This window comes from Pseudomonas sp. FG98 (genome assembly GCF_057808595.1).
The window spans coordinates 1-531 of the sequence record NZ_JBMDIJ010000185.1; the positions used below are offsets into that span (position 1 = coordinate 1).

At 58.9% G+C, this 531-nt stretch carries 1 protein-coding gene; it reads left to right on the plus strand.

Translation table 11 applies throughout. From position 1 onward, the window contains the following. Window positions 1-531, plus strand: a 531-nt coding sequence (locus ACODSK_RS32650; RefSeq protein WP_489022284.1) for a cadherin-like domain-containing protein, incomplete at both ends; no start/stop codon positions are given.

A 531-nucleotide genomic window follows, 5' to 3' on the forward strand; every position in this document is an offset into this window, starting at 1 on the left:
GCGTGGCGGCCACCTTCCCGCAAACAGCCACGACTCCTTTGGGCAATACGCTGACGGTGACGGGCTATGACGCCAGTACTGGTGTGGTGTCCTATAGCTACACCTTGGTGGACAACGAGGCACATCCTGCTGGCGGCGGCATCAATAATTTGACCGAGAGCTTTACGGTCACTGCTACCGATACTGACGGCAGTACTAGCAGCGGCAGCGTCGATGTGAATATCGTCGATGACGTACCGACGGCGGTGGCGGATACCAATGCCTCGGTGGCAACCGAAGCTGCGACAGTGCTGACGGGTAATGTGCTGACCAACGATGTCCAGGGGGCCGACCGTGTCACCGGACCCATCACCGCCGGTACCTTTACCGGAACTTACGGCACCTTGGTCCTGGCCGCAGATGGTTCCTACACCTACACGCTGAATCCTGCTGATCCGGACTTCTTCAATCTGCACGGTGGTGGCACGGGGACCGATACCTTCACCTACACCTTGACGGATGCTGACGGTGATACCAGCACGGCGAATCTGG